This is a genomic window from Corynebacterium sp. ACRPQ (assembly GCF_022347225.1).
GTDB classification, from domain to species: Bacteria; Actinomycetota; Actinomycetes; order Mycobacteriales; family Mycobacteriaceae; genus Corynebacterium; species Corynebacterium tuberculostearicum_D.
Genome location: NZ_JAKRNF010000050.1, coordinates 1 through 563 on the forward strand (window position 1 = coordinate 1; position 563 = coordinate 563).

A 563-nucleotide genomic window follows, 5' to 3' on the forward strand; every position below is an offset into this window, starting at 1 on the left:
GACCTTGACGGCATCAAACACATTTTAGGATTGTGGATTGCCAAAGAAGAAGGCGCTTCATTTTGGGCGCAGGTATGCGCCAATCTTTCTAACCGTGGTGTCAAAGACGTCTTTATCGTCTGCTGTGACGGGCTGAAAGGCCTACCAGAAGCAGTCGAGGCAACCTGGCCGAACTCTATGGTGCAAACCTGTATCGTGCACCTGATACGTGCCGCGAACCGGTGGGTAGCCTACGGGGATCGCCGGGCTGTATCAGCCGCGTTGAAGAAGGTCTACACCGCCACAGACGAGTCCACAGCTAGGGCTGCTTTAGCCGAATTCGAGGCTTCCGAGCTGGGTGAGAAGTATCCCCGCTCAGTCAAGGTCTGGCAGGACGCGTGGGCGCGGTTTGTCCCGTTTCTGCAGTTCCCACCAGCAGCTAGGAAGGTGATCTATACGACGAACTCCATTGAATCTTTTAACAATGAGCTGCGTAAAGCTACTCGCAACAGGGTGCAGTTCACCAACGATGAATCAGCCCTAAAGACGCTGTGGTTGATGATCTGCAATATTGAAGACAAGCG

1 protein-coding gene is annotated in these 563 nt (G+C 53.5%); it reads left to right on the forward strand.

What is annotated here, in order from left to right; all coding sequences use genetic code 11:
- On the forward strand, positions 1 to 563 hold a 563-nt coding region (locus tag MHY24_RS12020), incomplete at both ends, for an IS256 family transposase (RefSeq protein ID WP_239230930.1).